Consider the following 23201-nt stretch of genomic DNA (forward strand, 5'->3'; position numbering starts at 1 on the left):
CTCGCGCAGCCGCGAGAGCCATCCGGGCGCCCCGCTCGCGGACGTGGGCGTCCCACGGAGCGGGCCACTGGCCGTGCGGCTCACCGTCCGTGGTGCGCGCAGCGGCACAAGCGGCGGTTTCATCGCGCTTGTCCTGAAGCAGCAGCTGCAGCCGCCAGTAAGGCGACTCCTCATCCGGCTCAAGCAGCTGCAGCGCCGGCCGGAACGGCGCGGTATCAGCCTTCCAGCCGATCGACATCAGCCAGCTCTCCTCGTCCAGGCCGGGCGCGGCCGCGCCGCCTGCACTGAATAGCAGCGGGAATTCGCTGCGCAGATCGCCGGCTTCGGTCTCCGTGCCGTAATAGCGCTGAAAGACCGCTGCCGAGAAGGCGGCTGCAAGACCCGCCGCAAGATCAGGCCGTCCGGCCAGCCCCTCCAGCGCTGCAGCGAGCCCGTCATTGTCTTCAGCCAGCAGCCGCAGTGCCTGCTGGTCCCAGCTCCACTGCAGCTGGCCTTCGCGGTATGCCGTGAAGTCGGGGATATACTGCTTCTCCGCCAGCAGACCGGAAACGGCCGGAGCCAGCTCGGTCAGCAGGGCGGCATCACCCTGCCAGCCCCAGCCGACATGCATGAGCAGCCGCAGCTCAGCAAAGAACGGCACAACCTGTTCTGCTGGCAGGACAACCAGATCCACGCCGTCTGCATTCTGCAAGGTCAGCTCTGTTCCATAATAGGATTCCTCGTGCCAGGCGAACAGCATCTGCTTCAGCTTGACGCCGGGAACATATTCATTCCTGCCGTCAACGGCGTAAATCAGGGCATCGCCGTACCGGGTCAGGGCAAGCTGGATTGTAATATTCTGTATATGCTTGCTCATGGGATCAGCTTTCCTTTCCGCAGCTCTTCCTGCAGGGCGCGCAGCCTGCTGTTCCGGGAGGTGAAGGCATCCAGAAATGCTTCCCAGCGTTCGTCGCGCTTCAGTTTTTTATACAGCTTGGCCAGCCGCTTGATCAGCTTGACAGCGGATTTATAGCTGTGCCGGTTCTTCTCCAGGACGAACCGCTCCACAGCCTGGTGATAGAAGGGCAGCAGCAGCTCCGGCGCGTTCTTCTCCAGCGGCTGGAGATCGCTGACACGGAAGTCGGCCGGCGTCTTGCCGGAGGCGAGCTGGTAATCCATCCATTCCTGATACTTGCCGTGCTGCAGCAGCAGCTCCTCGTAGATTTCCCGCGAGAGGGGCAGCATGGCGACCAGGGTATCCCACATGAGCGGCTCCGTCTCCGGTACATGCCGCACTGCATCCATCCAGTGCCGGGCGTAATCGCCCAAGTTATATAACCGGCTTGTCAGCAGCGGGCCGGTCTCGGCGAGCCAGGCCGCAAGGCGTGACCACTGCCCGTCCCCGCTCAGCGGGGCGAGGAAGCTAAGCAGCTCGTCAGGGTGAATGCCGGGCCGTCCGGAGGCTTTGCGGAGCAGCTCCCATGCCGCCCGGTCATCGCCCAGCAGGAAATACATCCGGCTCTCTGCCAGCAGCAGCGCCTGCCGGGATTGCGGGGCCTCGAGCTCTCCCTCCGCCTGGCGCAATGCCTCCAGCTCATCCAGGTAAAGAGCCGTACTGTCCGCATTAGGGGAGAGCCAGCGTCTCCACAAGAGGTCGTAGCAGGCCGAAAAATAAGGCTGCTCCCGCGAACGGTCCCGCCCCTCCGCCAGCATCTGCCGGCGCAGATAAGATAAGGTTTCCAGCACCCTCGGCCATTCTCCGGGCTCTGCCTGAAGCGGCAGCGGCTGCTGCATCAGCCCGGTGATGTCCGTCTGCAGCTCGGAAACGGCAATGGCCGTGTAATAGCCGAGTGAATAGCCCAGGCCGGCGTTGGCCGCTCCGGGCAGGACAGGCTGCAGCAGCTTCTCCAGAATAAATAGATGGGAATGCAGCCTGAACAGCCTGCCGGCAGCGGGTGAGAGCGGCGGCTGGGCTTCATGAATGGCAGTCAGCGCCCGGCTTGCATACTGGGGATTGCGCACCGCATGATCCAGCGGTGCCGCAAGCAGCTGCATATACTCATGCCACTGGGCTATGGTCGCTTCAGGAATCAGCCCGCTGAGCTTCTTCAGCAGGGCGCTGCGGCCCCCATTGTCTGCCGGATCGGTTGCCGCCGCCTTGGGCCGGTTAGCTGTTGCCTTGGCGTTCGCAAGGAGAGCAACCGACCGTCCCTGGGCATTTGCATAGTGCATCAGCACCGCAGCGATATGCTTGCACAGCCCGTCTGCGGCACAATCACAATAGCCGCCGGAGAATTTGTCCAGATTGATATAAACGCTGAAATCCTGCCCGTCCTCAACCACTGCGCGCATTTTGCGGGGTTCGCTGATCGAGAAGGTCTGAACGCGCTTTTGCTTGAAATATTGAAATCCCCGTTTCAGGGTCAAATCATCGAAATAATGGGCCGCATCTGAAATAAGCTTCTCCCATTCGGCCTCATCCAGAACATAATTTGGCTGCATCACAATTGGTCTCCTGTAGGCAAAAATGTGTGGTTCAATTTGTTCCCCCCATTATACCATCTCTGCGAGAGTTGCCTGTTATCTTTCACGTACCTTTTACAGGGTGCCAATATGTATATTTTTCAATAATTAAAGCGAATCTATGACAATTTAATTTAAATTTTTAAAAAAAGACGCCGGATATGACATGCCCCATATTGCAGCAGGGCCATCCATGCTACTCTAAGGTTCTGAAACTTAAGGGAACTAGCGGAAGGATGAAGCTGTAACGATGCTGCGATTCAAACTGAAGTACCTGCTGAACAACAAACAGAACCGGCTGATTCTGTTTCTTACCATAAGTGTCTCACTCTGTATTACACTGATCGGCTTATTCTCCTACCGGGAATACCGCCAGGCGCTTGATACGGAGCTGAACACGCCGAACGTCGAGCTGCTGCAGATTAATGTGGATGTGACGAACCGGGCGTTCCGGGAGGCGGACAACAAAGCGGTCGACCTCTCCTTTAATCCGGCTGTGCTGGCGTTCCTGTCTGCAGATGCGGATCATGCGGCGGAAGCGGCTGCGCAGCCCCAGAATGTGCTGAGGGCGCTGGTGTCGGAGCCGGACATTCATGACATCAGCGTCATTAATTTTCAGGAACACTCTGTAGTGTCAAGCCGGTATGGCTACAAATCCGACTGGGAGGAAGCGCCGGAGCATGACTGGAGCGGATGGCTGGAGGAAATTAAGGAGAAGCCGCTTCTGATTAAAAGAAGGCTGTACACCGGTTCCGATACACAGCTGAGCAATACGGAGCTGCTCTCCCTGGCACGTCCGGTCATCCGGAACGGGAACGTTACCGGGGCAGTGCTGATCGACCTTGATTACGATACGCTTTTCTCCAAAATGTACACCCATTTATCCAGCTACCAGTTTGTATACAATCTGGAGGGGGAGCTGATTTATCCCAAGATCAATCTGCCTGTACCGCTTGAGGAGATGAAGGACGTGCTGACGGAGATTGATGTAAGCCCGTTTGCCCATGTCAAAATAAACGGCCAGGCTTATATGGCCAACCAGGCCTTCTCCAACGTCACCGGCTGGCGCCTTGTTTCGCTGGTTCCGATGGAGCAGCTGCTGAAGAATGTAACGACAGCCCGCAATATGATGCTGATGCTGTCGCTGATCTCGATAGCTGTCGGCTGGTCTGCGATCTACTATTATAACTTCGCCGCCTTCCGGCCGCTCAAGCGGATCAACAGGCTGCTTAGCCCGGAGCAAAAAGGGGCGGGACACGGCAATCTCTACGATCTGGAGCCTGTCATCAGCAAGCTGGTCGGCGAGTTCCGGAGCAAATCGCTGGTGGCTGACTGGAGCCTCCCGGAGCTGCGCTCCAAATTCCTCGGCGATCTGATTACCCGGAATATGGGCAAGCAAGAGACCGGGACGAAATGGGAGCATTATTTTGCCGGCTGGCAGCAGGGGCCATTTGAGATGCTGGTCATTTCCATCGACCGCCATTCACAGTGGGTGGCTGCTTATACAGAGGAAGACCAGCAGCTGCTCAAGTATGCGATGAACAATATGGTATCCGAATTCTTCAGTTCATCCTGGCGGACGGTTACGGCATCACCGCGCAAGGATAGCCTGGTTCTGCTGCTTCAGTCTGCTGATGGGGAGAATGCGCGGAGTCTGTACGAAGATACCCTGAAGCTGGTTGGCATTGTGTCCGATGTGCTGGGCATATCCGTGTCTGCCGGAATCGGTTCACAGGCAGCGAAGATCAGTCAGGCTGCCCGCTCCTATACGGAGGCAGAGGTCGCTTTATCCTACCGTCTGTACGACGGATACGGGCGTGTCCGCCTCTATTCCGGGCTGGAGAACAAGCTTGATGAGAGCAGCACAGCAGCCGATGACACCTGGCAGCAGGAGGTGCTGCAGGCCCTCAAAAGCTCAGACGCCGTTACCGGGCGCCAGCGGGTGCACAAATGGGCGGCAGATGTACGCAAGAGAGGTCTTCAGCCGCAAAAAATGATCCGCATACTGGATGATCTGCTGGAGGAAATTATCCGCATTGCCGCCGCAGGAGGACATGTTTTGCCTCCGGAGCTGGCTGACTATACCATTCACCAGGTATCTACACTCGATTTGACGGATATTGAAGAGATGCTGTGCCGTATCATTGAGCAGATGGCGCATGCACTGGAAGTGCACCGGCAGTCCAAGGAGTATGTGCTGGTCCAGCAGCTGATTGCTTATATGGAGGAGCATCTGCAGCATAATATTGGCCTGCAGGATATCGCCGCCCATGTTAATCTGGGGGTCTCCTCGGTCAGCAACCTCTTCAAGGAAGAGACCGGAACAACTCTGTATGACTATTTGACCAACCTTAGAATCGAAAAAGCCTGTGAACTGCTGCAGGGCAGCAGCCTGAAGGTGGCCGAGATTGCACAGCTTGTCGGCTATCAGAATGAGAACAGCTTTATCCGGGTCTTCCGGAAGAGCAAGTCCATTACACCGGGCAAGTTCCGGGAGAACAGCAAATCTTCCAATCAGTATGCAGATCTGCCAAAACCGCATGGTTCCGGCATTTCTGACGATTCAAAATAAGATAATACGATTGCTGCATACCCTCTGAATGCTTTAGAGTTCTATTTGAGAAAACTTTCACATCCCCGCACGCTGCGGCTGATGTGCAAAATATTCAGGGGGTGGAGCGCTCTATACAGACTAAGAAAGAGGGATAGCCGTTGAAACGGACAACAAGGATCGCGTTAGGAATAGCAGCAGTTATGATAGCTGCACTTCTCTTTATTGGAGCCCGCATAACCGGATATCGGGGCGACAATGGCGTCAGCGCCGATTTTCCCGATAAACCGATCACCCTGATCGTGCCTTATGCCGCCGGCGGAGGAACAGATACAACCGCACGGGCTTTGGCTAAAGCTGCGGAGAAGGTGCTCGGCCAGCCGGTAATCGTACTGAACCGGACAGGCGGCGGAGGTTCCGTCGGACTGATGGAAGGTGCGAATGCTAAGGCTGACGGCTACACGGTCACTTTTTTGCCGGCGGAGCTGACGATTTTGCCGCATCTGGGACTGCTGCCGATTACTTATGAGAAGTTTAAACCGATCGCCCAGACGAATTTTGATCCTTCCGCCATTACCGTAAGAGCCGAAGCGCCATGGCAAACTGTGAATGAATTTCTCGACTTTGCGAAAGCGCATCCAGGCGAATTGAAAATGGGAAACGCAGGAACGGGGAGCATATGGCATTTAGCTGCCGTAACATTGGAACGGGAAACAGGTGTGAAGTTCGCCCATATCCCCTTTGAAGGTGCGGGGCCGGCTGTCTCAGCTTTGATGGACGGCTTTGTCGATGCGGTACCTGTAAGTCCGGCCGAGGTGAAGAAGTATGTGGATGAAGGAAAGCTGCGGACACTGGCAGTCAATGCCGACAAGCGCTCAGAGGCGCTGCCTGATGTGCCCACACTGGAGGAACAGACCGGAGTACATGTGAACTTTACCGGTACGTGGAGAGGGCTTGCAGTACCTAAGGATACGCCGGATGCCATTTCGGAGCTGCTGGCAGAGGCCTTTATTAAAGGGACGGAAGACCGTAACTTTCGCGAAGCTATGACAATGAACGGGCTTGGACTGCTGGTTAAGGACGGTAAGGCGTTCTCGCGGCAGCTCAAGGAAAGCGATGATTTATTCTCACGGATGATTCCGGAGCTTGGACTGAGCCGTAACTGATATAAAGGTGCGGCCGGGCAACAACATAAGATGAAAGGTATGATTAATTAATATGAAAATTAAAAAGACGCTCGACCGGATTCCCGGCGGCATGATGCTGGTACCGCTGTTCCTGGGGGCAATTATCCACACGGCTTTCCCTAATGCGGGCGAATATTTCGGCGGTTTCACCAAGGGGCTTATGACCGGTACGGTGCCGATCCTTGCTGTATGGTTCTTCTGTATGGGCGCAGCGATTGACGTGCGGGCGACTGGAACGGTACTGCGCAAATCCGGAACACTGGTATTGACCAAAATTGCTGTGGCCTGGGTTGTGGCCATCATTGCCATTCAGTTCCTTCCTGAAGGCGGCGTTAAGAACGGATTCTTCGCCGGCTTGTCAGTGCTTGCTATCATCTCGGCAATGGATATGACCAACGGCGGCTTGTATGCCTCCATTATGCAGCAGTACGGCACCAAAGAAGAATCCGGCGCGTTCGTGCTAATGTCTCTGGAATCCGGGCCGCTCGTAACGATGCTGATCCTCGGCAGTACCGGTGTAGCCGTATTTGAACCGCATGTATTCGTAGGTGCTGTGCTTCCGTTCCTGGTCGGCTTCCTGCTGGGTAACCTTGACCACGATCTGCGCGCTTATTTCGGAAAAGCTACACAGACCCTCATTCCGTTCTTTGGCTTCGCACTCGGCAGCTCGATTGACCTTGGCGTCATTCTGGATACAGGTCTGCTGGGTATTCTGCTCGGTCTCGCTGTTATTGTAATCACCGGTATTCCGCTGATCTTTGCCGACAAGTACATCGGCGGGGGCAATGGTACAGCAGGACTGGCCGCATCCAGCACCGCCGGAGCAGCTGTCGCGAATCCTATGCTGGTGGCTAACCTCAAGCCGGAATTCCTGCCTGCGGCCGAAACCGCAACAGCGCTTGTAGCCGCATCTGTTATTGTGACCTCCATTCTGGTTCCAATCATTACGGCCTACTACTCCGATTATATGAAAAAGAAGAAACCGCCGGTGTCAGAAGGGCCTTCTGATGTTGGAACTCCGAAAGCTGCTATTTAAGTAATTCTTATAACAACGCTAATAATATACTTTATAAATTGGATCTATTTGCTGAACAACCCTCCGTACGCATAATGGCGTGATGCGGAGGGTTCTTTTTGTGCCCGGTTACCCCCTGTTAAAGTTGGTACAGCCGCTTCAGCCTGCACTGTCGTAATCTTGCTCTCCTGTTCCGGAAACCTGCATAAGCCGGGGGCAATCGTTTATACTGGCGGTATGAGGTGATGAGATTATGGAGCAGGCATTATTTGAGCGTATTTATGCTTCAGTAGTTAACCGCGAGCCCACCTATGACGGTGTTTATTATACGGCAGTGCTAACGACCCGTATCGTCTGCCGCCCGTCCTGCCGGGCCAGGACGCCTAAAGCGGAGAATGTGGAGTTTTATCCGTCTTTGGAAAAAGCAGTCCGGGCGGGCTTCCGCCCGTGCAAGCGGTGCCGGCCCGAGGAAGGGGGCGTCCTCCGCCCGGATGCGGTGCTCGCCGCCCGGGCGGATGCCGTTATGGAGGCCCGGCTGGCTGAGAAGCTGACGCTGGCGAAGCTGGCTGAGGAACTTGCGGTCAGCCCGTTCCATCTGCAGCGGACGTACAAGCAAGTGGCCGGTTGCTCGCCGGCCGCGCGGCTGGACCAGCTGCGGTCGGATAAAGCGTGCGAGCTGCTGGCCCGTACAAATATGCCGGTTGCCGAGATCGGCAGGGCGGCGGGCTTTCAGGGCGCATCGCATTTTGCCGCCTGGTTCACGCGCAAGAACAGTCTGTCACCAACGGAGTACCGTAATCAGATTAAGGGAGGGAAGGCTCATGAGCGGAATCACGAATAAACCGGAAACGGCCGGAAACCGGAGGAAGGCTGCTGCCCGGCCAGTCACAATCTATCATCATACCGTGAATCTTGGAGGCAGGGCATGGACGCTTTGGGCAAGCGCGAAGGGGTTGATCCGCGTTTCTTATGAACAGGATCAGGGTCAGCTTCCGGCAGGCTGGCTGAACCTCCATGCCCCTTCCGCAAAGGTTGAGGAGAATGCAGGCGTTTTTGCGGAGATGGGTGTTACGGGTCTGCTTGAACGCTATTTCGCGGGTGAAGCTGTCAGCTTCGGCAGTCTGCCGCTTGACCTGTGGGGAACCGCCTTTCAGCAGGAGGTCTGGAAGGGACTGATGCAGATCCCGCACGGGCAGCTTGCTACCTATAAGGAGCTTGCGGTACAAATCGGCCGTCCGCTTGCGGTGCGTGCCGTAGGTGCGGCCAACGGACAAAACCCGATACCGGTTATTGTGCCGTGCCACCGGGTAATCGGGGCTAACGGCACCCTGACCGGCTACCGGGGCGGGCTGAAGCTGAAGCAGGAGCTGCTGGAGCTGGAAGGAATTACACATGTGGGGGCGCAGGGACATGAACGATTTGCTTTTTGAGCTGCCGCTGCCGGATTATTTTGACTTGAATGCCTGTCTGGCCTATATGAACCGCTCCCCGCTGGAGTGCCTGTTCCGTCCGGACAATGATGGGGTTAACCGGCTGTTTATGCCGGAAGGGAAGCCGCTTTTGGTCCGTCTGACAACGGCGTCGAACAGCCTCCGCGTCTGCAGGTTACACTGCTGAGCGGGGCTGTTCCGGGAGTGGAGGCCACGGCCGGGCTGATCCGCTATATAATGGAGTGGTTTGATCTGGACCGTGATCTGGCCCCGTTCTACGGGATTGCGGACCGGGACCCGCTGCTTCAGCCGCTGGCGGTTAGCGAGCGGGGCCTGCGGATTATCGGCATCCCGGATCTGTTCGAGGCCTTGTGCTGGGCCATTCTCGGCCAGCAGGTCAATCTGGCTTTCGCTTACAGGCTCAAGCACCGGCTCACTGCCGAATACGGGACTTCATTAGTATATGAAGGACACACGTATTATCATTTCCCTGCACCTGAGGTGTTCCTGACGGTGACCCAGGAGGAGCTGTGCAGCCTGCAGCTGACCCGCAACAAAGCGCGGACGGTGCTGGAGGTTGCTGCCCTTATCGCCGGAGGCGGGCTGAGCCGGGAGGAGCTGCTGGCCCTGCCCTCGCCGGAGGAAGCGGAGGCGCGCCTGCTGAAGCTCCGGGGAATCGGCCCGTGGACCTCGCAATATGTGCGGATGCGCTGCCTGCGCGATACAACCGCTTATCCTACAGGCGATGTCGGCCTGCAAAATGCGGTCAAATTCCTGACCGGTATGGACCGCAAGCCTACGCCTGCGGAGCTGCTGGATTTAGCGGTGCCCTGGAAGGGCTGGGAAGCCTACGCCACCTTTTATTTGTGGCGGGCGCTTTATTGAGCCAAGCCCTGCTAACCCGGCCAGGCGTTTACTTCAGCAGCGGCTCCGCCAGCCGGACCATCTCTTCCTTGCTGAAGAACTGCCCGCTCATCTCGTCTATCTGGTATTGATAGGTAGCCCCATCCGTGCCTCAGCAGTCCAGGTCAGGCTGTTGCCGCCTTTGTAGCGGGTGTAGATCAGATCAGTGCCTCCGGAAGTCAGCTTCTCGGCGGTGAACGCAACCTTTTCATCTACGTATGCTGTAGCTGTTCCTTCCGTTTTGCTTATGCTAACAGTGACTTCGTCATCTCCCTGCCGGTAAGCGGCTTTCACGTTAAGCAGCTGATCTGACAGCCCGACAGGCTGCATGGCATAGCCCTTACCTGACTCTTCTGCCTGCTTACGCAGCTTGTCTGTTATAGCTGCCGCTTCTTCAGGAGCGGGCTTGAGCGGCTCATATCTGACAGTGGCGCTGTGGAAGGCGTAGCCGTCCGGAAGCTGCTCGGCAAGTCCGGTCTCCTGTCCGGCCAGCTTGGCCTGCAGTACAGACCAGTCATGATAGACCACCGGCTTAAACTGCGTGTCTGTTACCCCTTCCGGGTTGTGCGCAGTGACATAAAAAATCGCCGCCGTACCGTCCTGAAGCAGCTGCTCCCCGAGCTCACGGGTGTAATCCAGCCGCTGAACAGCTTCCTCCTGCTGTGCAGGAAATTCTGAAGCCGGCTTAACCTGATAGGTCAGCTCTCCGTCCTTATTCTTCAAACTTTGATAATGTACTGCGGCAAATCCGGAGGACGCTGTCAGCAGCAGCCCCGTCATAACCAGCACGCCTACTTTGTATTTCACAAAGAACCTCTCCTTCGTCTGCTTAGTGGCATATAACCGTTCCATCACCCTGCCGGACACATCCATTTCTGCTGGTGCGGCCTTAAGAAGGATGTCTTTCAATTCCTTGTCGTTGTAAACCGGCATAGCGGTCCTCTCCCTTCGCATTTGAATAGTATTTGCGGAACTTCTCCGCTGCGCGTTCGTACTTCTTCCGCAGCCGGGCACTGTTCTGCTGCAGAATCAGGCTGATATCCTGATAGCTCATCTCCTCCACCGAGCGCAGGATAAGCAGGTTGCGTTCCTCTGCCGACAGCTTGGCCATAGCCCGCTGAACCTTTTCGTCCAGATACTTGGCTTCAATCTGCTGGTCTACCGGCCTGTGCTGCGTCTCATCCTGATAAAACAGCTTGAGCGCCTTGCCCAGCTTCCGTTTGCGGAGCACATCAATGCACTGGTTGTAGGCGATTTTGTACAGCCAGGCTCCAAAAGGCACTTCGGGATTATACTTGTCCAGGGAGCGGTAGGCTTTGAAAAAAACCTCCTGAACGCTGTCCTCTGCCTCCGGATGAGAGCCGAGCATGTGATAGCAGTAGAGGATAATCGGTTTCTGGTAAGCAAGCACGATGCTTTCAAATTTTCCGGTATCCCCGGCCAGAACCTCACCGACCGTCCGCTGCAGTTCTGTATTTTCCAAGGCTGTTCACCTCCTTTCAATCTGTACAACGGAGCAGGCAGCGGGAATGTGACATTTTTTCTGAAAAGCATATCTGCATTTGCACAATACTGTAGTCGTTTTAAACGAACTTTAAACTTTCAGCGCTCCGGATTTTAACCTTACTCTTATACACTAAAGAAAAGAATGGGGATAAGGAGCAAGGGATGCAATGAAAACGAAAAAAAGATTTAAATGGATGAGGCTCATCCGAAACATCATACTATCCGCTGGTGCAATTCTGCTGCTGGTAATGTCGTTTAACTGGTTAATGACCCGGTATGAGCACAAACAGTATCCGGCATGGGGCCGGTATGTAGAAGTGAAGGGTAAGAAAATGCATGTGTACACCAAAGGGACGAAGGGCAACACCATCGTAATGTTGCCGGGACTGGGGACGGCTGCACCTGTGCTTGATTTTGAACCTTTGATTAACGAGCTGTCCAGGCAAAATAAGGTTGTAGTGGCTGAGCCCTTCGGATATGGCTGGAGCGATTTGACCGATGAAGAGCGGACGGTGGACAACATAGTGGAAGAACTGCGCAGCGCACTGCGGCAAGCGGGCATCGAGGGGCCGTATACCCTGCTGTCTCACTCAATGTCCGGTATTTACAGCATGTATTATGCCAATAAGTATCCGGATGAAGTTGAAGCGATTGCCGGGATTGATATTACCCTGCCTCAGGCCGTGGAGTATTTCGGGGAATCTGTCCCGCAGATGCCTGGATATATGAGTCTGATTGCGCCCGGTGGTCTGGCAAGAATGGCTGCGTATATCATTCCGTCAGAGATCGTCCCGATTGCAGAAAGCGGCACTTATTCCGCCAAGAATCTAAAGCTGACCAAAATACTCACGGCCTGGAAGGCTTACAACAGCAATGTAGTCAATGAAGCCAATCAAATTGAACATAATATCCGTGTCGCGCAGGAGATGGCTTATCCGCCCGATCTGCCAGTGATCCTTTTTGCAGCAGAAGCAGATAAAAGCAAGGTAAAGGCGGACGGCAAATCCAATATCACCTTCTATGAATTACAGCTCAGGAATGTACATCACCATAAGCTGATCACGCTGAAAGGGCATCATTATCTGCACTGGACGCACTATAAGAGAATAGCCGATGAGGTGAATGCCTTCCTTAGAGATTCTTTGGGGCACACTGGTTCATTGAGCGGCAAGTAAACGTAAAAAAAGACGACCTTACTCCCCGGGAGGTAAGAGCCGTCTTTTGCTGTATTTGTTTACCCCTGCCGCTTCGTGAAAATCTGGAAGGTTACGCCGAACTTGTCGGTCACCATGCCGTAAGCGGGGCTGAAATACGCCGGTCCCAGTTCGATGTCAACCTGTCCGCCTTCTTTCAGGACGCTATACAGCTGCTCTGACGTTTGCGCCTCACTGGTGGAGATGCACAGATTCAGGCCGTTGCCGGTCTGCCGCGTCTGTCCCGGTTCCAGGTCTGCTACGAACATTGTGGTTTCACCGATGCGGAGCACGGAATGGGCAATCCGCGCCTTGTCTTCGTCAGACAGAGGCGTATCGTGATCAAGCGGGCCTTCCCCCACAGTCTGCATAAAAAGCAGCTTCGCGCCAAGACTCTCCTGATAAAAGTTAATCGCCTCGCGTGCTGTTCCTTCAAGCATAATAAACGGATTTACTTCTATAGACATTATAAATCGCTCCTCCGGCGGTAGATTTGCCCGTCCATCCGGGCTATGCTCTTATTGTAGGCTGTGATAGTGACAACTATTGTCACAAATAAAAAAATAGGAATGGAGATTATGTCATGTCCAAATCCAAAAGGCTGCTGGACCTGATGATGACGGTCAACCGCAAACGGAAATTCAACGTCAGGGAGCTGGCCGATGAATTTGGCGTGTCCACCCGGACCATTCTCAGGGATCTGCAGGAGCTTGGCGAGCTGGGTGTTCCGCTGTATTCCGAGACAGGACCGCATGGGGGCTACCAGGTGCTGAATGAACGGATTCTTCCGCCGATTGCTTTTACGGAGGAGGAGGCGGTGGCGATTTTTTTGCCAGCCATGCCCTGCGCCATTATGAGTATCTGCCCTTTAAAGAAGCGTCGGTCACCGCATTGCGCAAATTTTATCACTATATGCCCGGCGATGTGCGGGACCGCATTGATGAGCTGAAGAACCGGATTGATTTTGTAACCCCTGCGCGTCAGGCGGAATTCCCTTACCTGTCTGTCCTGCTGGAAGCGGCCATAGACCAAAAGGTGCTGCTTATCGGCTATGAGTCAAGGGGAGAGCGCAGGCTGCGTCCGGTTCAGCCGGTCGGCATTTATGCGAGCAACGGGCTGTGGTACTGTCCGGCCTATTGCTTCCTTCGCGGAGGAATCCGCGTGTTCCGCTGTGACCGGATTGATGCCGTAGAGGAAGAGGCTTCCGGCTATGAGCCGCTTGATCTGCGACAGGTTCACTTGGGGAACAGGCATGAGTATACGGCAGAGGGGCAGCCGGGAGGACAGTCTGATGGGGCGGAAGCGCAAAAAAACCGGAACAAGGTCCGGCTATACGCAGAGCTGACAGCTGAAGGGGTGCAGGCCTGCGAGGCGGAGCTGTGGTCCGCTTCACTGCTGCATATCCGTGCCGATGGCACCGGCTGGCTGGAGGGAGAGGCGCCGGCGCAGGATCTGCGCTTCTTCGCCCGGTTCTTTACCGGGCTGGGCAATGAGGCGACGGTCCAGGAGCCGTCTGAGCTGGTGGAAGAGCTGAAGACGATGCTGGAAGAGATGCTGCGAAAATACAGCTGAGCGGCCGGACGCAAGACAAGATAATGCAGCACAGCAAGCTGGGCGGTCTGTTCAGCACAGCCATACCTCAGCCAGCCGGCGGATGCCTTCGCCGATCCGTTCTTCCGGGATTGCCCCGAAGCCCAGGATAAATTCAGGGGCGTCGTTCCTGTGCGCCTCTGCTCCGGATTGCCCCCACCACGTATACGACATCGGGGTCACGCGAATTCCGGCAGCTGCAGCGGTGTCTGCCAGCAGGCGTGAGTCACCTTCGCGGTTCAGCCGGAGCAGGAGGTGAAAGCCTGCTCCCTGCCCGCGTATTGCCGCCTGCTTCCCGAAGTGTAGATGGATGGCCTGCAGCAGAGAATCATGCTTCTTCTGGTAGAGCAGCCGCATCCGCCGCAGATGTCTGGCGAAATGCCCGCGCTCCATGAAATAATGCAGCGCGATCTGGTTCAGCCGCGAAGCGGAGTGCTCCAGGTAAAGCTCCCTTGCCAGGTTACGGTAAGCCGGAAGCAGCTCCTCCGGCAGCACCATGTAGTGTACGCAGAAGGCCGGGGCAACCGATTGGGCAAAGCTGCCCATGTAGATCACCCGGCTGTTCTCCATAAGCCCCTGCAGCGAGGGAACAGGCCTGCCGTGATAACGGAATTCGCCGTCGTAATCATCTTCTATGATGTAGCCGTCCGTGGCTCTGGCCCAGTCCAGCAGGGCATGGCGCCTCGCTATGGACATAATCATCCCGCAAGGAAACTGGTGGGAGGGCGAAATGTATACAGCGCCAGCGCCGCTGGCACGCAGCTGTTCTATATCAAGCCCGTCTTCCTGCAGCGGAACAGGAATGATCTCATAGCTGTTTCTGGCAAAAGCGGCCGGCAGCAGATGGTAGCCCGGATCTTCAATGCCGAGCCGCCGGTTACTGCCCGGCAGAATATGGCACAGCAGCGTGCAGAGCAGATGCTGGTCACCGCCGATCACGACCTGCTCCGGGGTGCAGCGCAGCCCCCGGAACTGCCGCAGATGAGCTGCGATACTGCCGCGCAGGGCCGGCTCGCCCTGCGGGTCCCCATACTGCAGCAGATCGGGATTGGCCAGCTGCTCCTGAAAGAGGCTGCGCCAGATTTTGTGGGGAAACAGCGAGAAATCATTTTTGGAAATATGAAAATCATAGAGGTACGGCTGCGGGTCACGGGGTGTGATCGGCGGAGCAGGCAGGGAGGAGCGGCCTGCGTCCGCATCTGCAGCATCTGCTCTTCCGCTCAGCACATGCATCGGCTGTACAGCATACCCGCTGCGCGGCCGGCTGGCGATAAAACCTTCGGAAACCAGCTGCTGGTAGGCCAGCTCAACCGGAGTGGCGCTGATATTCAGCTGTCCGGCCAGGGCGCGGATGGAGGGCAGGCGTGTGCCTGCAGGCAGTGCGCCGCCGAGGATCTCTTTTTTGAAATAGTCATACAGCTGGATGTAATACGGAAGTTTGCGGTCTTCGCCAAGCATGGGGTTTATCAGCATAAGGTCTCACATCTGTCCTTTATAATTAGCTTGTTTTGTATATTTTACAGAATACAGTTTTGCAATACCATAGAGCTATTAATGAAGACAGGGGATGACCGAATGGGCAAGCATTCAGGGTTATTGACAGGAGAACGGGTGTATCTGCGCCCGCTGAACAGGGAGGATGCCGAGGTATATTACCATATGTTCTTCGGGGAGGAGACACGCCGGCTTACGGGAACGCAGAAGCACATCAACAAAGAGCAGATCAGTGCCTATATCGACCGCAAGGCGGGAGATGACAGCGGGGTGCTGCTGCTGATTGCCCTTAAAGAGAACGATGAGGTCATCGGCGACATTGCAATACAGGATATGGACCGGGGCAACCGGACCGCCAATCTGCGGCTGGCTATCGGTGAAGAGCGGCATCAGAACCGGGGATACGGGCGTGAGGCGCTGCTGCTGATGCTGGAGTACGGGTTTGGCATTTTGAATCTGCACCGGATTGAGCTGGAGGTCTACACCTTCAACAGCCGTGCTGAGCATGTTTACGAGAGCGTCGGCTTTGTACGGGAGGGCGTGCGGCGGCAGACGCTTTTTTATAATCATGAGTACCATGATGTAGTAATGATGAGCATGCTGGAGCAGGAGTACCGCGAGCGATATGTACAACAAAGGTCAAAATAGGTCAAAAAAGTTGAATGGTAAAAATAAGCTTTGAAAAACAAGCCGAAATGCCGGAATTTCCCGGTTTTTCGGTTTTTTCCGGTTTTGAGCCTGCGCCGGGAGCGCGCTATAATAAAGCCATAAGAAAGATCAAATAAAGTCAAAGTCAAAAACAGCAAACAAAAGTCAAAGAGAGGAGAATGAAACATGTTTGATTTGGTCCCTTTTGGAAAACGCAGAGATGATGTATTCGGTGCACTCACAAAGTCTTTACATGATGTCTTTAACGATGAGTTTTTTGCCCCGATGACCGGCGGCAGCGCCCTGTCTTTCCGGACAGACATACGCGAGAGTGAGCAGGCCTATCTGATTGAGGCTGAACTGCCGGGCTTCAGCAAGGACAACATCGACATTGATTATTCGAGTCCTTATCTGACGATCAAGGCGGTACGCAAGGAAGAAAGCAGCCGGGAAAATGAAGACCAGCAGGTTGTGCGCCGGGAACGCCGTTATGGTGAATATATGCGCCGCTTCTATGTACAGGATATTAACGGGGATGAGATCCGGGCTTCACTGAAGGACGGCCTGCTGAGACTTGAAGTGCCTAAGCGGCAAAAACCCTCGGGCAAGCGGATCAAAATTCAGGATCACGGAAACGCCGGGCAACAGCTTCAATAAGCTGTCCAAGTCTGCGCGGAGTGCTGAAGAAGTACGGGGTGCGGGATAGCGGCTGTATGCCGGATGTCCCCTCTGGGCTCCGCAGCATCAGCGGCTTCACCGGGCTTTTTATATAGCAGTTCATACAAAGGCGCATTGTAGTGGGGATACCGGCTATAGTGCGTCTTTTCTGAATAAGCTGAAAGAGATGAGATACAGAGTTTTGAAAGGAGCGGATTGCCTTGGCGGCCAAAAATTACTACGATGCGCTTGGCGTAAGCAGGCAGGCGGGCAAGCAGGAGATTAAAAAGGCTTACCAGAAGCTTGCGAAGCAGTGGCATCCCGATGTGAACAAGGCTCCGGAGGCGGAGGCCAGATTCAAGGAGGCCGCGGAAGCCTACGAGGTACTGGGCAATGAAGAGAAGCGGGCAGCCTATGATGAGGAGCTGCGCTATGGAGCTGCCGGCAGCTGGCGTGCCGGCGGTCCGTCCCCGGGCCGGCAGTCCGGCTGGGAGTCTGCGTTCGGGTCAGGCCGGGGAGCTGCGTATTCCGCTTCCGGCAGCGGGATTGATGAAGAGGACCTGTTCGGGATGTTTTTTGGCAGCCGGGGGGCGGCGGACCGGGCAGGGTTTGATTTTTTCGGCGGTTTTGGCGGAGGCCAGGGAATGGCCCAGGCCAGCTGGAGATTAGTCTTGAGCAGGCCTATAAGGGCGGCAATGTAACCGTGCAGGTCGGCGGCCGGGAGGTGACGGTCAGCATTCCGCCCCGCTCATCCGAGGGAACTGTCATCCGTGTACCCGGCAGGTCCGGCCAGAGCGATGAGCTGCTGATTGTCCTGCAGCTTGCTGCTCACCCTATCTACGAGACGCAAGACGGGGATCTGCACGGCACGGTTGAAATTGCGCCATGGCAGGCTGTGCTTGGCGGGGAAGCCAAAGCGCCGCTGCCCGACGGCAGCAGCATCAGGCTGAAGATTCCGGCCGGAACGGCAGGCGGCCATACGCTGCGCATACCAGGCAAGGGGCTGAAGCACAAGAACGGAACGAACGGCGATATCCTGTTCCGGCTGGAGATTGTCATTCCGGCGGAAACCGGCGAGGCGGAGAAGGCGATCTACCGGAAGCTGGCTGATGCAAGCAGCTATCAGGCCGGAGTTAAGCGCGGCAGCAGCGGGAAACGGCGGCAGAATGCGGCTAGGGGCTGACCGGCCGGGCAATGATTATAGAAGGAATAAGGATCGAATGACATAAGAAATCGTTCTCTCATGAAAGGTGATGAAGGCATATGGACTTTAACAAGCTAACCCAAAAGCTGCAGGAGGCGGTTGCTGCAGCCCAATCGCTGGCGGCTGCTGCCGGGCATCAGGAGATCGACAATCTCCATCTGCTGAAGGCACTGCTCCAGCAGCAGGAGGGCCTGCTGCCAAGGCTGCTGCAGAAGCTGAATGTTCCCGCAGCCGAGCTGCTGCGCGGTACCGAAGAACTGCTGCAGCGGAAGCCGAGCGTGAGCGGCTCGGGCGCCGGCACCATGCGGCGCTATGCGTCAGCCTCCTTAATTGAAGTGCTGGAGCAGGCGGAGAAGGAAGCGGCCGCGATGCATGACGAGTTCGTGGCCGTAGAGCATGCCGTGCTGGCAATGGTATCGGATACGGGCAGCGGCAACCGGGAGCTGCGCGGCTTATTTACCAGCCGGGGCATTACGCGTGACAAGCTGCTGGCTGTACTGGCGGAGATCCGCGGCCACCAGCGGGTGACCAGCAGGGAGCCGGAGGCTACCTATGAGGTGCTGGAGAAGTACGGCCGTGATCTGGTCGCCGAGGTGCGGGCCGGCAAAATCGACCCCGTTATCGGCCGCGACGGCGAAATCCGCCGGGTAATCCGCATCCTCTCCCGCAAGACGAAGAACAATCCGGTGCTGATCGGGGAGCCAGGGGTCGGGAAGACGGCGATCGTCGAAGGCCTGGCCCACCGGATTGTCCGCCGGGATGTGCCTGAGGGCCTGAAGGACAAGACGATCTTTTCGCTGGATATGAGCGCGCTGGTCGCCGGTGCGAAGTACCGGGGCGAGTTTGAGGAGCGGCTGCAGGCCGTGCTCAAGGAAATCCGCGAGAGCAACGGGCGGATTATTCTGTTCATCGACGAGCTGCATACCATCGTCGGCGCGGGCAAAACCGAAGGCGCGATGGATGCCGGCAATATGCTGAAGCCGATGCTGGCCCGCGGCGAGCTGCACTGTATCGGTGCGACCACGCTGGATGAGTACCGCAAATATATTGAGAAGGACCCGGCGCTGGAGCGCCGCTTCCAGCAGGTGCTGGTCAGTGAGCCGGACGTTGAGGACACCATCTCCATTCTGCGCGGGCTGAAGGAGCGGTTCGAGGTGCATCACGGGGTCAAAATTCATGACAGCGCCCTGGTCGCTGCGGGCGTGCTGTCGAACCGTTATATCACCGACCGCTTTCTGCCGGATAAGGCGATTGATCTGGTGGATGAAGCGTGCGCGATGATCCGCACCGAGATCGACTCGATGCCGGGCGAGATGGATGAGGTCACCCGCCGCCTGATGCAGATGGAGATTGAAGAAGCGGCGCTCAAGAAGGAAACGGATGACGCAAGCGCACGCCGGCTGGAGAATCTGCAGCGGGAGCTGGCCGATCTGAGGGAGAAGCATCTCACCATGACCGCCCGCTGGGAGAAAGAGAAGTCGGCCATCCAGGGCATCCGCGACCTGAAGAAGAAGCTGGAGCAGGCCCGCAAGGAGCTGGTCGATGCCCAGGAGGTCTACGACCTGAACAAGTCGGCCGAGCTCAGCTACGGCATCATCCCGGAGCTGGAGAAGCAGGTGAAGGCTGCGGAAGAAGCGGCGCAGCAGGATCAGGAGAGCCGGCTGCTGCGCGAAGCTGTAACTGAGGAGGAGATCGCCGATATCGTGTCCCGCTGGACCGGAGTCCCGGTCAGCAGGCTCGTAGAAGGCGAACGGGATAAGCTGCTGCGGCTGGAGGAGACGCTGCATGAGCGGGTTGTCGGCCAGGAGGAGGCCGTTTCGCTGGTGGCCGATGCCGTGCTGCGCGCCCGGGCCGGGATCAAGGATCCGAACCGTCCGATCGGTTCGTTCCTGTTCCTCGGGCCGACCGGGGTCGGCAAGACCGAGCTGGCGAAGGCGCTGGCGGTCTCGCTGTTCGACCGGGAGGACGGCATGATCCGCATCGACATGTCGGAGTACATGGAGAAGCACAGCGTCTCCCGTCTCGTGGGCGCACCTCCGGGCTACATCGGCTATGAGGAAGGCGGCCAGCTCACCGAGGCGGTCCGCCGCCAGCCGTATACGGTTGTCCTGCTGGATGAGGTCGAAAAGGCCCACCCGGATGTGTTCAACATCCTGCTGCAGCTGCTCGATGACGGGCGGCTGACCGATTCGCAGGGCCGGATTGTCGATTTCAAGAACACGATCGTCATCATGACCTCCAACATCGGTTCACCGCATCTGATCCAGGGGACGGATGACAACGGTGATCTGACCCAGGCGGTCAAGGACCGTGTGATGAAGGAGCTGAGCGGCCATTTCCGTCCGGAATTCCTCAACCGGGTGGACGACATTGTCATGTTTAAACCGCTGACGATGGCGGAAATCGGCCAGATTGTCGTCAAGCTGGCTGACGGCCTGCGCCTGCGCCTCGCTGAGCGCGGCATCGGGCTTACGCTTAGCGATGCCGCTGTGCGCTTCATCGCTAAGGAGGGCTTCGACCCGGTATACGGGGCCAGACCGCTGAAACGGTTCATCCAGCGCAGCCTGGAGACACCGGTCGCGCGGGCGCTGATCGCCGGGCAGGCGGAGGAAGGCTCGGTGCTGGCCGTCGATGAGGCGGACGGCCAGCTGAAGGTTGCTATCCGCCAGCCGGAGCCTGCTGGGGCTGCGGGCAAGGTGTGAGCGGGCTTATGGCCGGCTGGTGATCGTAGCGGATTTGCGGCTGCCCCGCTGCTGATCTAACGGATATTAGCGGCAGCCCGGCTGGTGATCGTACCCTGCGCCTGTCCGGCTGGAGAGCAGCCGCAGGGTACAGGCCGGGAGCTGGAGGCACCGGTTTCTTCTGACTTTTATGGTAAGGAGATTCCTGCTTTCTATTGTAGTGAATAGTTGAGCAGTCCATGGAAACGGCGGGGGTAACGTACACTCCGGTAGTTTCCATGTGGAATAGCTGCATTTTATACAACTAAACAGGCTGTAAACCCGGCTCATTCGGATATAACTGCACTCCGTGCAGCTATTCCTGGAGTTTTCAGCCCAAAAAGCCCGTTAGCGATACTTTAATTGCACAAACTGCAATAAAAGTCCGCTGCGGGCTTGTTTTGGTTGGGAATAGTTGCACAGAGTGCAGCTAAGTTGCAGATTAGGGTGATTGGTCCGCCGTATTAAGCGATACGTGGCTGGCCGATACCGTCATTCCACCCAGGGAACCAGCTTGGGCTGCTGGTCGAGGATGGACTGATACTGCTCCTTCCAGCCGTATTGGCCGTCGGGGTCCAGCAGCATGTAGCGCAGGTACTTATCGAGCCGGTACTCCGGCTTGGACCAGCCCAGATGCTTAAGCCGCAGGTTGCTGAGCTGATGGGGCAGCTCAAAAATATTCTCCGGCAGCCGGCCGCAATGCTGCGGTGTATCATTCCAGACATAGGCGAACTCCTCCCGGTAACGCAGCAGGAACGGCCGGTAGCTCTGGTGGGAGCGCCAATAATTGTCCTCGCGGTAATGGTTGTCGTCCCAGAAATCATACAGCCGGAAGCAGAACAGGTCGCAGCTCTCCTCCTGCAGCAGAAGCCCGATGTCACGGGCGAACCGGTCTTCAAACACCTCGTCGGCATCGAGGCTCAAGATCCATTCGGGATTGGTTTTGATAACTTCCTCCCACTGCTGCATGCGCAGTGCAGCTTCGTTATGGAATTTGGAGACATCATTGCGCACCAGATGAAGCGGGATACCATGCAGCACTTCACGGCAAATGTCAGCCGTATTGTCGGTGCTGCCGTCATCAATAATGACGGCCTCGTCAATATATTTGCGGTGTTCCAGCAAAACCTGCCGCAGGAAGCGCCGGCTCTCGTTTTTGACCACCATCGTCAGCGTGAGCTTGGGCCGTCCGGCTGCCGGCGGGGCATCTCCGGCTGCCGCCGGTTCCGCCGTCCCGTCCGGACTGTCCGCCGGGGGAGTCTTGCGCAGCTGCTCTTCAGCCTCTGCCGCAGACCATAACCCGTCAGCGGACGCAGCCTCCCGCTTCAGCGGCGGTTCCGCCGCAGCGCAGCTGCCTCCACCCCCGTCAGCCGGGCCAACTCCGCCATCCGCCTTGCTTCCACCCCCGTCAGCCGTGCTAAGGCCATCCGCCTTGCCCCCGCCTAACATGTCACCGCTGTGGGCAGCACTAGATCCGCCCGCAGCGCCTTACGCCCTGTCTCCTCCATACTGTCGCTGCCTGCGGCCGCTTCACGCCCGGCCTTTTCCATACTATCCCCGCCCGCCGCCAGCCCCGCTGTTGTCTGCCGGATATAATCCGCGACCTTCTCCAGGTCGCTGTCCCGGTACAGATGCAGCGCCGGGTAGTGGGTGTCCACATACAGCGGGATGCCGAGTGCAGCGGCGCGGATGCAGAAATGGCGGTCCTCGCCCCAGTACGAGATGTTGCGGATCATATCATAGCTGACCCCGGAGCTGATCGCCCGGCGGCTGATCAGCGTGCAGGCGCCGAGGCCGCCGACCTCATAGATTCCCGGCAGCTGCAGCTTGGCCAAAAAGCGTGAAACCGCCGGTTAATCTCCGCCTGGCTGGGCTTCTCTCCCGGCAGGATCTCCCACTGGTTGTATTCATCGTGCATCCAGACCTGCGGCTGCAGCATCGTACCGGGCTGCCACTGGGTCCAAAAGACCTCCGAGATGATATCTTTACCCGTCCCGATCAGATGCAGCAGGGTATCGGGGTGGAGGATCAGATCGGAATCGATCAGGAACAGATGGTCATAGCCAAAGGCGTCGGCCCGGCGGATCATCAGATTTTTAAACCCGGCGACCTTCCAGACCAGATCGGAGTTCCAGTAATGGGTAGTGTCATTGCGGATATAGGCATCATGGAAGCCTGAGGACTGCAGAAAAACCTCACTGCCGGGCGGGGCGAACTGCTGCAGCAGCAGGCTGGAGGCGCTATCCTCGTTGTCATCGATAAAATAAAAATCCAGCGCTATTCCGTCACGGCGGAGGCGCAGAAGGGAGTTCAGGAACTGCTCCAGGACTTGCGGTTTCTGATGAATCGGGCTGCCCAGCAGCACGCGGATATTCGTCTCACTCATGGCCTGGCACTCCAGTGCAGGGTTATCATAATTGTACATCCCCTCGTATATGCAAATAGATGATATGAAATATATGTATTCAATATATTGAGAGAAGTACTAGACTAATCCTGATTTTTTGCAGCTGTCAGGAAATTTATGGATTGGTGCTTTGGGAAAGGCTGTTGTAAAATACCGCATAGGCAGACGTGAACCTTACATAGGGATGAGAGGAG

The 23201-nt window shown here is 56.7% G+C and carries 20 protein-coding genes and 3 pseudogenes; 14 read left to right on the forward strand and 9 right to left on the reverse strand.

Annotation, left to right across the window (positions count from 1 at the left end):
* Together AWJ19_RS21790 and AWJ19_RS21795 are read right to left on the reverse strand one after the other, a co-directional pair.
* Nucleotides 1-856, reverse strand: a pseudogene (locus tag AWJ19_RS21790) (ATP-dependent helicase); the annotation flags it as partial.
* Nucleotides 853-2484, reverse strand: a complete 1632-nt coding sequence (locus tag AWJ19_RS21795) for an SWIM zinc finger family protein (RefSeq protein ID WP_198536615.1) — start codon at nucleotides 2482-2484, stop codon at nucleotides 853-855. The gene AWJ19_RS21795 and the pseudogene AWJ19_RS21790, both read right to left, overlap by 4 nt.
* A gap of 268 nt (nucleotides 2485-2752) precedes the next feature.
* Here AWJ19_RS21795 and AWJ19_RS21800 point away from each other — a divergent pair, with 268 nt between their 5' ends.
* The 7 genes from AWJ19_RS21800 (at nucleotide 2753) to AWJ19_RS21825 (ending at nucleotide 9570) form a co-directional block, all read left to right on the forward strand.
* Nucleotides 2753-5074, forward strand: coding sequence for a helix-turn-helix domain-containing protein (locus AWJ19_RS21800; protein ID WP_068727009.1), 2322 nt, complete (start codon nucleotides 2753-2755; stop codon nucleotides 5072-5074).
* 182 nt (nucleotides 5075-5256) lie between these two features.
* Nucleotides 5257-6219 (forward strand): tripartite tricarboxylate transporter substrate binding protein, encoded by a 963-nt coding sequence (locus AWJ19_RS21805; RefSeq protein ID WP_068727011.1) that lies wholly within the window; start codon nucleotides 5257-5259, stop codon nucleotides 6217-6219.
* A 52-nt stretch (nucleotides 6220-6271) separates the two neighbouring features.
* Nucleotides 6272-7276: a 2-keto-3-deoxygluconate transporter gene (gene kdgT / locus AWJ19_RS21810; protein ID WP_039869149.1), complete on the forward strand. Its 1005-nt coding sequence runs from the start codon at nucleotides 6272-6274 to the stop codon at nucleotides 7274-7276.
* 232 nt (nucleotides 7277-7508) lie between these two features.
* Complete coding sequence (locus AWJ19_RS21815) at nucleotides 7509-8096, forward strand: Ada metal-binding domain-containing protein (protein WP_068727012.1); 588 nt, start codon at nucleotides 7509-7511, stop codon at nucleotides 8094-8096.
* Nucleotides 8077-8685 carry a methylated-DNA--[protein]-cysteine S-methyltransferase gene (locus AWJ19_RS37380; protein WP_082708058.1) on the forward strand — a complete coding sequence of 203 codons (609 nt, stop codon included), beginning with the start codon at nucleotides 8077-8079 and terminating at the stop codon, nucleotides 8683-8685. Before AWJ19_RS21815 ends, AWJ19_RS37380 begins: the two co-directional genes overlap by 20 nt.
* On the forward strand, nucleotides 8666-8872 hold the full coding sequence (locus tag AWJ19_RS36805; RefSeq protein WP_241781837.1) for a hypothetical protein: 207 nt from the start codon (nucleotides 8666-8668) through the stop codon (nucleotides 8870-8872). Before AWJ19_RS37380 ends, AWJ19_RS36805 begins: the two co-directional genes overlap by 20 nt.
* 17 nt (nucleotides 8873-8889) lie before the next feature.
* Nucleotides 8890-9570, forward strand: coding sequence for a DNA-3-methyladenine glycosylase (locus AWJ19_RS21825; RefSeq protein WP_241781838.1), 681 nt, complete (start codon nucleotides 8890-8892; stop codon nucleotides 9568-9570).
* A gap of 96 nt (nucleotides 9571-9666) precedes the next feature.
* Here AWJ19_RS21825 and AWJ19_RS21830 read toward each other — a convergent pair whose 3' ends face one another.
* Complete coding sequence (locus tag AWJ19_RS21830; RefSeq protein WP_068727014.1) at nucleotides 9667-10521, reverse strand: hypothetical protein; 855 nt, start codon at nucleotides 10519-10521, stop codon at nucleotides 9667-9669.
* A complete protein-coding gene (locus AWJ19_RS21835; protein ID WP_068727016.1) occupies nucleotides 10478-11071 on the reverse strand; it encodes a sigma-70 family RNA polymerase sigma factor in 594 nt (197 codons plus the stop codon). Before AWJ19_RS21835 ends, AWJ19_RS21830 begins: the two co-directional genes overlap by 44 nt.
* Before the next feature lie 190 nt (nucleotides 11072-11261).
* Between AWJ19_RS21835 and AWJ19_RS21840 the strand changes: the two genes are divergently transcribed.
* Nucleotides 11262-12269, forward strand: a complete 1008-nt coding sequence (locus tag AWJ19_RS21840) for an alpha/beta hydrolase (protein WP_068727018.1) — start codon at nucleotides 11262-11264, stop codon at nucleotides 12267-12269.
* A gap of 59 nt (nucleotides 12270-12328) precedes the next feature.
* On the opposite strand, the gene AWJ19_RS21845 is transcribed toward AWJ19_RS21840, so the two are convergent.
* Entirely contained in the window at nucleotides 12329-12754 is a 426-nt protein-coding gene (locus AWJ19_RS21845) for a VOC family protein (protein WP_068727020.1), read from the reverse strand.
* Between the two features lie 116 nt (nucleotides 12755-12870).
* Between AWJ19_RS21845 and AWJ19_RS21850 the strand changes: the two are divergent.
* A pseudogene (locus tag AWJ19_RS21850) lies at nucleotides 12871-13859 on the forward strand (YafY family protein).
* A gap of 51 nt (nucleotides 13860-13910) precedes the next feature.
* Here the strand turns inward: AWJ19_RS21850 and AWJ19_RS21855 are convergent.
* Nucleotides 13911-15350: a PLP-dependent aminotransferase family protein gene (locus tag AWJ19_RS21855; protein ID WP_068727021.1), complete on the reverse strand. Its 1440-nt coding sequence runs from the start codon at nucleotides 15348-15350 to the stop codon at nucleotides 13911-13913.
* A 102-nt stretch (nucleotides 15351-15452) separates the two neighbouring features.
* Here AWJ19_RS21855 and AWJ19_RS21860 point away from each other — a divergent pair, with 102 nt between their 5' ends.
* The 5 genes and pseudogenes from AWJ19_RS21860 to clpB all read left to right on the forward strand — a co-directional run bounded on the left by AWJ19_RS21860 (nucleotide 15453) and on the right by clpB (nucleotide 20582).
* On the forward strand, nucleotides 15453-16019 hold the full coding sequence (locus AWJ19_RS21860; RefSeq protein WP_082708059.1) for a GNAT family protein: 567 nt from the start codon (nucleotides 15453-15455) through the stop codon (nucleotides 16017-16019).
* Nucleotides 16020-16205: 186 nt separating this feature from the next.
* On the forward strand, nucleotides 16206-16676 hold the full coding sequence (locus tag AWJ19_RS21865) for an Hsp20/alpha crystallin family protein (RefSeq protein WP_068727025.1): 471 nt from the start codon (nucleotides 16206-16208) through the stop codon (nucleotides 16674-16676).
* Between the two features lie 221 nt (nucleotides 16677-16897).
* A pseudogene (locus AWJ19_RS36810) lies at nucleotides 16898-17119 on the forward strand (DnaJ domain-containing protein); the annotation flags it as partial.
* A gap of 260 nt (nucleotides 17120-17379) precedes the next feature.
* Nucleotides 17380-17859 carry a DnaJ C-terminal domain-containing protein gene (locus AWJ19_RS21875; protein WP_068727029.1) on the forward strand — a complete coding sequence of 160 codons (480 nt, stop codon included), beginning with the start codon at nucleotides 17380-17382 and terminating at the stop codon, nucleotides 17857-17859.
* 80 nt (nucleotides 17860-17939) lie between these two features.
* Entirely contained in the window at nucleotides 17940-20582 is a 2643-nt protein-coding gene (gene clpB / locus AWJ19_RS21880; protein ID WP_068727031.1) for an ATP-dependent chaperone ClpB, read from the forward strand.
* Between the two features lie 510 nt (nucleotides 20583-21092).
* Here clpB and AWJ19_RS21885 read toward each other — a convergent pair.
* Genes AWJ19_RS21885 through AWJ19_RS21895 form a run of 3 tightly spaced genes read right to left on the reverse strand, consistent with a single transcriptional unit; the run spans nucleotide 21093 to nucleotide 22986 of the window.
* On the reverse strand, nucleotides 21093-22049 hold the full coding sequence (locus AWJ19_RS21885; protein ID WP_068727033.1) for a glycosyltransferase: 957 nt from the start codon (nucleotides 22047-22049) through the stop codon (nucleotides 21093-21095).
* Entirely contained in the window at nucleotides 22043-22435 is a 393-nt protein-coding gene (locus AWJ19_RS21890) for a hypothetical protein (RefSeq protein ID WP_068727034.1), read from the reverse strand. Before AWJ19_RS21890 ends, AWJ19_RS21885 begins: the two co-directional genes overlap by 7 nt.
* A complete protein-coding gene (locus AWJ19_RS21895; protein ID WP_068727036.1) occupies nucleotides 22375-22986 on the reverse strand; it encodes a hypothetical protein in 612 nt (203 codons plus the stop codon). Before AWJ19_RS21895 ends, AWJ19_RS21890 begins: the two co-directional genes overlap by 61 nt.
* Nucleotides 22987-23201: the final 215 nt, after the last annotated feature.

Origin of the sequence: Paenibacillus sp. DMB5 (assembly GCF_001517085.1) — a bacterium.
Taxonomy (GTDB): domain Bacteria; phylum Bacillota; class Bacilli; order Paenibacillales; family Paenibacillaceae; genus Paenibacillus_AQ.

Bases quoted from the DNA above. Each gene is read 5' to 3' on its own strand.
- AWJ19_RS21830 (WP_068727014.1), bottom strand. From the start codon at position 10,521: ATGCCGGTTTACAACGACAAGGAATTGAAAGACATCCTTCTTAAGGCC.
- AWJ19_RS21845 (WP_068727020.1), bottom strand. From the start codon at position 12,754: ATGTCTATAGAAGTAAATCCGTTTATTATGCTTGAAGGAACAGCACGC.
- AWJ19_RS21840 (WP_068727018.1), top strand. From the start codon at position 11,262: ATGAAAACGAAAAAAAGATTTAAATGGATGAGGCTCATCCGAAACATC.
- AWJ19_RS21800 (WP_068727009.1), top strand. From the start codon at position 2,753: ATGCTGCGATTCAAACTGAAGTACCTGCTGAACAACAAACAGAACCGG.
- AWJ19_RS21895 (WP_068727036.1), bottom strand. From the start codon at position 22,986: ATGAGTGAGACGAATATCCGCGTGCTGCTGGGCAGCCCGATTCATCAG.
- kdgT (WP_039869149.1), top strand. From the start codon at position 6,272: ATGAAAATTAAAAAGACGCTCGACCGGATTCCCGGCGGCATGATGCTG.
- clpB (WP_068727031.1), top strand. From the start codon at position 17,940: ATGGACTTTAACAAGCTAACCCAAAAGCTGCAGGAGGCGGTTGCTGCA.
- AWJ19_RS21860 (WP_082708059.1), top strand. From the start codon at position 15,453: ATGGGCAAGCATTCAGGGTTATTGACAGGAGAACGGGTGTATCTGCGC.
- AWJ19_RS21865 (WP_068727025.1), top strand. From the start codon at position 16,206: ATGTTTGATTTGGTCCCTTTTGGAAAACGCAGAGATGATGTATTCGGT.
- AWJ19_RS36805 (WP_241781837.1), top strand. From the start codon at position 8,666: ATGAACGATTTGCTTTTTGAGCTGCCGCTGCCGGATTATTTTGACTTG.
- AWJ19_RS21855 (WP_068727021.1), bottom strand. From the start codon at position 15,350: ATGCTGATAAACCCCATGCTTGGCGAAGACCGCAAACTTCCGTATTAC.
- AWJ19_RS21815 (WP_068727012.1), top strand. From the start codon at position 7,509: ATGGAGCAGGCATTATTTGAGCGTATTTATGCTTCAGTAGTTAACCGC.
- AWJ19_RS21805 (WP_068727011.1), top strand. From the start codon at position 5,257: ATGATAGCTGCACTTCTCTTTATTGGAGCCCGCATAACCGGATATCGG.
- AWJ19_RS37380 (WP_082708058.1), top strand. From the start codon at position 8,077: ATGAGCGGAATCACGAATAAACCGGAAACGGCCGGAAACCGGAGGAAG.
- AWJ19_RS21885 (WP_068727033.1), bottom strand. From the start codon at position 22,049: ATGTTAGGCGGGGGCAAGGCGGATGGCCTTAGCACGGCTGACGGGGGT.